The sequence below is a fragment of the Micromonospora sp. NPDC047753 genome (genome assembly GCF_040642735.1).
In the GTDB taxonomy this organism is placed as follows: domain Bacteria; phylum Actinomycetota; class Actinomycetes; order Mycobacteriales; family Micromonosporaceae; genus Micromonospora.
On record NZ_JBEYSL010000425.1, the window covers coordinates 1 to 5964 of the forward strand.

Annotated in this window: 7 protein-coding genes; 4 read left to right on the top strand and 3 right to left on the bottom strand. The window is 69.7% G+C overall.

The window, feature by feature from the left end; translation table 11 throughout:
• Positions 1 to 87 precede the first annotated feature (87 nt).
• The 3 genes from ABZ749_RS27385 to ABZ749_RS27395 all read left to right on the top strand — a co-directional run bounded on the left by ABZ749_RS27385 (position 88) and on the right by ABZ749_RS27395 (position 3434).
• Entirely contained in the window at positions 88 to 984 is an 897-nt protein-coding gene (locus tag ABZ749_RS27385; RefSeq protein ID WP_357232858.1) for a polysaccharide lyase family 1 protein, read from the top strand.
• An 82-nt stretch (positions 985 to 1066) separates the two neighbouring features.
• Positions 1067 to 1792, top strand: a complete 726-nt coding sequence (locus ABZ749_RS27390; protein ID WP_357232860.1) for an HD domain-containing protein — start codon at positions 1067 to 1069, stop codon at positions 1790 to 1792.
• A 148-nt stretch (positions 1793 to 1940) separates the two neighbouring features.
• Positions 1941 to 3434 (top strand): FAD-binding oxidoreductase, encoded by a 1494-nt coding sequence (locus ABZ749_RS27395; protein WP_357232862.1) that lies wholly within the window; start codon positions 1941 to 1943, stop codon positions 3432 to 3434.
• 121 nt (positions 3435 to 3555) lie between these two features.
• On the opposite strand, the gene ABZ749_RS27400 is transcribed toward ABZ749_RS27395, so the two are convergent.
• Positions 3556 to 3921 carry a barstar family protein gene (locus ABZ749_RS27400; RefSeq protein ID WP_357232864.1) on the bottom strand — a complete coding sequence of 122 codons (366 nt, stop codon included), beginning with the start codon at positions 3919 to 3921 and terminating at the stop codon, positions 3556 to 3558.
• A gap of 98 nt (positions 3922 to 4019) precedes the next feature.
• Positions 4020 to 4391: a ribonuclease domain-containing protein gene (locus tag ABZ749_RS27405; RefSeq protein ID WP_357232870.1), complete on the bottom strand. Its 372-nt coding sequence runs from the start codon at positions 4389 to 4391 to the stop codon at positions 4020 to 4022.
• Positions 4392 to 4756: 365 nt separating this feature from the next.
• Between ABZ749_RS27405 and ABZ749_RS27410 the strand changes: the two genes are divergently transcribed.
• Positions 4757 to 5599, top strand: coding sequence for a hypothetical protein (locus ABZ749_RS27410; protein ID WP_357232866.1), 843 nt, complete (start codon positions 4757 to 4759; stop codon positions 5597 to 5599).
• An 86-nt stretch (positions 5600 to 5685) separates the two neighbouring features.
• Here the strand turns inward: ABZ749_RS27410 and ABZ749_RS27415 are convergent.
• Positions 5686 to 5964 (bottom strand): DUF559 domain-containing protein (locus tag ABZ749_RS27415; RefSeq protein ID WP_357232868.1); only part of this gene is annotated, 279 nt, incomplete at its 5' end.

The window sequence follows — 5964 nt, forward strand, 5'->3', positions numbered from 1 at the left end:
CAGGTTGACGAGGTGCGCCGCCACCGTCTCCTTGCGCGGCTTACGTGGGGACGGGTGCCACCGAGCGGGCCGCTGGAGGAGGCTCGGGTGCGTTCGGTGACCAACCAGACCCGGCAGACCCAGATCAACGTCGGGCCGAACACCACGATCGTCGGGCTGCGCGGCGCTCGACTGACCGGCCTCACCCTCATGATCGACCGGGCGTCGAACGTCATCGTCCGCAACCTGACCCTCGTCGACGCCCGGGACTGCTTCCCCGCCTGGTCGCCGACCGACGGCGAGGCCGGCAACTGGAACAGCCAGTACGACCAGATCTCGGTACGCCGCAGCGAGAACGTCTGGGTCGACCACAACACCTTCACCGACGGCGACAACCCGGACAGCGCCCAGCCGGTGTACTTCGGTCGGCCGTACCAGGTGCACGACGGGTCGTTGGACGTCACGCACACCGCCAGCCTGGTCACCGCCTCCTGGAACCGCTTCACCGGTCGGGACAAGCTGCTGTTGATCGGCTCGTCCAACACGGTCGGCCCGGACGTGGGCCGGCTGCGGGTCACAGTGCACCACAACCTCTTCGACGGCGTCCTGCAACGGCTGCCCCGGGTGCGTTTCGGTCAGGTCGACGTCTACAACAACCACTACCGACTCGGTGGGGACGACTTCCAGTACGCGCTCGGCATCGGTGTCCAGTCGGCGATCTACGCGCAGAACAACTTCTTCACAGTGGACGCGGCGGTCGACCCGGCGGACCTGCTCTACGACTGGGGCGGCACCGCGGTGACCGAGCGAGGCTCCTGGGTCCGTCAGGGCGGCGGCGCGGCCCGACCTGTCGACCTGCTGGAGGCGTACAACGCGACACATGACCCCGACCTGGCCGCGGACGCGGGCTGGACTCCCACCCTGCGCCGCGACCCCGTGCTGCCAGCGCCGCTGGTCCCGCTCCTGGTGGGCCCGCTCGCCGGCGCCGACCGGCTGCCGATCTGACGGCTCGGCGCGCCCGCGACTCGCGGTCGGGTCGGCGACGTACGGGCTCATCGATCTGGTGAAGATCGGCTATAAGTGACGCATGGACTTCCCGCCGCACCTGGGCAGCATGCCGATGCACGCGATCACCGAGATCCACGGCGAACCGGGCCTGCTGGAACGCTTCCGGTTGGAGGTCCAGCAGTTCGACGATGCCGCCCGGGTGCGGTTGACCGCCGCGCTCGACCTCGCCGCCGAACTGCACCGCGACGATCGACGCGTCCGCGAGCCGTACCTGAACCACCTGCTGCGGGTGGCGATCAGGCTGATGCACCACTACCAGGTGCGGGACGTGGACGTGATCGTCGCCGGTCTGTTGCACGACGCGGTGGAGGACCATCCGGTCGAGCTGGCCGACGGCGACCCGGGCACCGACCCGACCGGGGCCGCGCTCGCCGCGCTCGCCGCGCGGTTCGGGCCACGGGTGGCCACCCTGGTCGCCGCCGTCACCAATCCGGTGTACGACCCCGAGCGGGACCGCAACGCGCAGTACCGGGAGCATCTGGCGGTCAGCCTGGACCGGGAACCCTGGGCCCGGGTGATCAAGGTTTCGGACTTCACCGACAACGGCGTGGGTGTGATCCACACGGTCGGGCCGAAGGTGGTCTCGTCGGCCCGGAAGTACCGGCCGCTGGTGCCGCTGTTCCGGGATCTGATCGGCCGGCCGGACACCCCGTTGTCGCCGGCGGTGAAGCGGCACATCTTCGGCCAGCTGGACCTTGCCGAGGAGCGGTTCAGCGCCATCCTGGACCAGCCCGCCCCGCACTGACCCGTCTCCGATCACCCGACCGGGTTCCGTGACAAGTTCTCAGATCTGCCCGGAAGCCTCGGGCATTACGGTTGGTTTGCGCCAGATGAGAGGCAATGTCCCTCTCCGTTCACTTTCGGGCGTATCCCCAATCGAGAGGATTCGGACCATGCGCGACCTTTCCCGTCGTAATCTGCTCAGGGCGACGGCCGTCGGCGCCGGAGCGGTCGCCATCCCGAGCGTGATCGCCGGCAGCTCGGCCGTCGCGGCCGACGGTCCCGGGTGGCCCTCCGACACGACGTTCCCCCCAGCAGAGCTGACCGGCCGGATCGTCCGCCCGCAGAGCCCCGACTACGCGGAGGCCAGCCTCGGCTGGGACGAGCTGTTCGTGCACTATCCGCTGGTCATCGTCTTCGCCCAGGAGACCCAGGACGTGGTCAACGCGCTCACCTGGGCGCGGCAACACAACGTCGCGCTGCGGGTACGCAGTGGCCGGCACAACCTGGAAGGCTGGTCGAACGTCGACAACGGAATCGTGATCGACGTCAGCGAGCTGAAGGACGTCCACATCGACACCGCCACCCGCACGGCGAAGGTCGGCGCGGGGCTCAACCAGTCGGAGGCGGTGACCGCCCTCGGGGAGCACGATCTCGCGGCGACGACCGGCACGGAGGGGACCGTGGGCCTCTCCGGCGCCACCCTCGGCGGCGGTTTCGGCTTCCTCACCCGCTACCTCGGGATGGCCTGCGACAACCTGATCGGCGCGGAGATCGTCGTGGCGGCGGGCGCCGACGGGGCGAAGGTGCTCGAGGTGGACCCATGGAACTACCCAGACCTGCTCTGGGCGCTGCGCGGAGCGGGCAATGGCAACTTCGGGATCGTCACCTCCCTCACCTACAAGGTCGCTCCGCTCACCAGCGTCGCCTACCTGCAGGTGACCTGGCCCGGCCTCGGCGACCTGCACGAGGTCTTCGACACCTGGCAGCGCGTCGCACCGTTCACCGACCCGCGCCTCGGGACCCAGGTCGAGGTCCACCCGGATGAGATCCTGCTGTTCGCGGTGCTCGCGGAGGGGTCCGAGGCGGAGGCCAGGAAGCTGCTGGCGCCGATCCTGTCGATCGGCAGCCCCACGGTCACCGTGCAGATCGGCGGCTGGGGCGACGTCTACGCCGGCTTCCAGATCCCGAACGAGGACGAGCCGGCGAAGTGGAAGTTCTTCTCCCAGTTCACCCGCGAACCGTTCCCGGAGAAGGCGGTCAGCGTCGTCCGCGAGTTCATGGAGAAGGCGCCCTCACCCGACAGCAACTTCTTCACCCAGGCCTTCGGCCGCGGGGCCCAACGACAGGAGCCCTTCGGCGGCTCGGCGTTCCCACACCGCGACGCGCTCTTCTACTCCGAGCCCGGCGTCGGCTGGGGCACCCGCGGCGAACCCGACAGCGACGACGCCATCACCCCGATCGCCCAGACCTGGATCGCCGAGTTCAGCCAGGCACTGCGGCCCTACGTGGACGGCGCCTACGTCAACGTGCCCAACATCGGCATGGCCGAGTGGGAGAAGGCCTACTGGGGGCGCAACTTCCCGCGGCTACGCAAGATCAAGGCTAAGTACGACCCGCACAACGTCTTCCAGTACGAGCAGAGCATCCCGCCCGCGACGCACTGACCCGGAGGACCGGCGGTGCGGGTGACTCCGACCCGCACCGCCGGGCCGTCACTCATCGTGAGTCTCCGTTGCCACTGCCACTGCCGCTGCCGCTGCCGCTGCCGGTAGGGCTGGCCAGCGGTCACGATCGCACTGCCTCGTCGAGGACGACGCGCAACGGATGCGGGGAGCTGGCGGCGAGGTCGCCGAGCACGGCGAGCAGCAGGCGGTACTGATCGGACGGCTCGTCGACCAGCAGCTGGCCGGCGTCGGTGATCAGCAGGGTGACCGGACCGGTGTCGAGCCGGTCCCGGAGCACGTCGGAGAGAGCGTCCCAGGTGTTCCCCAGGTACGTCGGCAGGGCCAGCACGGCGGCGAGCGCGGCGAACAGACCGGCCCTGGTCCGCGTCGTCGTTCCGGGGAGCACCACCGCGCCGGGCACGTCGACGGCACCGTCGCGGCAGACGATCAGCCAATCGGGCGCCCGACCCGCGTCCTCGTCGACCATGACGTTCCTCCTTGATCTGACCGGGACAACGTCTGACCGGGACAACGACGCCCCGGCGGGGCCAGCCGACCGCCGCGGCCGGCCGGCCCCCAGGCCACTCAGAGCCGGTAGAAGTCGGTGTAGTGGTTGGGCGAGAACCAGGTGACGCCGGTGCTGCGGTTCACCACGATCCGGTACGCGTCCCGGGCGGCGCCCTGGCTGCGCGGGTAGACGTCGTACTCGTGGTAGGTGGCGTTGGCGGGCAGTTGACCCTCGTAGTTGTAGAACTGGCCGCCGGCGAAGTTGGACTTCCCGCCGCTCCAGGAGTACCAGCCTCGGCTGGTCGGGAACCCCTTGGCCGACCAGCCCGAGCGGGCGGTACGTGCGTCCGCGCAGCGGCTCATGGTGCAGGAGCTGTAGACCGCCGCCGTGGCCGGGTCGGTCAATCGAGGCGAGACCACGGACGGGCCGACCAGCGCGGCGGCGACCATGGCGAGGAGCAGGGCGAGGGTGGTGGTACGCCGGCGGATCGCGCCGAGCGTGGCCAGCGGGGACACGAGGGTGGACACAGGCTGCCTCCAGACCATTCAGTTCATCGATCCGCGTGATTGTCGGACCAGGCCCAGTCTCACCGTTGACGGTCGACGGCAACACCCCTCGGCGTCCCAACTGCTCCACAATGCTCGGTGAACCGCGAATGATCTGTTTCGGCGCACCCGGGCAGGATGTCCCGCCACCTGACGCGCATGGTCTGGATCGTGTCGACATGCCGTCCGCTCCGTGACGGCGTGGCGGCGGACATATCGGTCACCGCTTGTTAGCGTGAAACGCGGATCCGTGACCGTGGAGGGGTGCCATGACGGACGCCCCCGACGGGAGGCCCAGGCCCGCGGACCAGTGGCGACACCGGGGCGTACGCGGCTTGACCATCGCCCGCGACGGCGCCGTGAGTGGCTGGCGGTGGTGGGCTCGTAGCTGGGATCGGCTGGTCGCCGCGCTCCAGGACGAGGCGCCAGTCGGCTCTGCGGCCCCGCCGTCGCCGTCCGGTCCACTGGTCGAACAGCGCGACGCGCCCCGGCTGATCGCGGTCCCCGCTCGCGGATACGTGTACTCGTTCTACGTCCGCGCCACCTTCGCCTGGTCGTCACCGGCGAGCCTGCGGGCCGAGGTGCTGAGCTGGTACGTGCAGTACTTCCAACCGAACGCGATCCAGCGGCTGACCCGTCTCGCCGCCGACGCCGCCCGGCACCTGCCGCCGAACCGGGCAGCGGACCTGGAGGTGGCGTTGCAGCGGGCGCTGGCCGAGGATCCCCTGTGGCACTACCAACGGGGCGACATCACGCTGACCTGCCGCCCCGACGCCGCCGTACGACTCGACGAGCGGATCCTGCCGGCGCTTCAGCCGCACGTCGACCGCATGGTCGAGCTGGAGTACCAGTTCGACGAGCAGATCCGAAAGGCCCGGTACGCCGAGGAGCTGAGCCGTCGGTGGACGGCCATCCTGGACGATCACACGGACGACGACGACCTGGCCGACGCCCGCGACCACATGCTCACGGCGCAACGAGAAGCCGCACGGTGGATAGCCGAACTCCTCCACCGCCACGCCAACCCCTCACCAGAGTCGGCACCGACGCCCAGGATTCCCCCACAACAGACCCACCCCACCCCCGCCCCGGCCCCACCAGCCCCCGAGTAGCCCTCGTCGCCCTCTCCCTCTCCCACTGCTCCCCATGATCAAGTGATGAAAAGTAGGTGTGGAGGGCCTGTGGGAGCTATTTCTCATCACTTGATCATGGAAGGCGTGCGGTTGGCGAGGATGGCGAGGGTCTCCTGGCGGACCTGGACCGGATCCGTGGTGAGGCGGCGGTGGCTGAAGCGGACGACGACGATGCCGACGGTCGCGAGCAGGGCGTCGCGGCGGAGGTCGATCTCGCGTTCGGCCGGGTCGCCGTGACTGGTCGCGCCGTCCAACTCGATGTTGACCCGCTCCGCCTCGGCGAACATGTCGAGGTAGATCGTCCGGGCACCGACCCGCACCCGCGCCTGCCGAATGAACCTCGG

What these genes read in the sequence shown, in the direction of transcription:
- ABZ749_RS27390 (WP_357232860.1), top strand. Translation starts at nt 1,067, where the DNA reads ATGGACTTCCCGCCGCACCTGGGCAGCATGCCGATGCACGCGATCACC.
- ABZ749_RS27395 (WP_357232862.1), top strand. Translation starts at nt 1,941, where the DNA reads ATGCGCGACCTTTCCCGTCGTAATCTGCTCAGGGCGACGGCCGTCGGC.
- ABZ749_RS27400 (WP_357232864.1), bottom strand. Translation starts at nt 3,921, where the DNA reads ATGGTCGACGAGGACGCGGGTCGGGCGCCCGATTGGCTGATCGTCTGC.
- ABZ749_RS27405 (WP_357232870.1), bottom strand. Translation starts at nt 4,391, where the DNA reads ATGGTCGCCGCCGCGCTGGTCGGCCCGTCCGTGGTCTCGCCTCGATTG.
- ABZ749_RS27410 (WP_357232866.1), top strand. Translation starts at nt 4,757, where the DNA reads ATGACGGACGCCCCCGACGGGAGGCCCAGGCCCGCGGACCAGTGGCGA.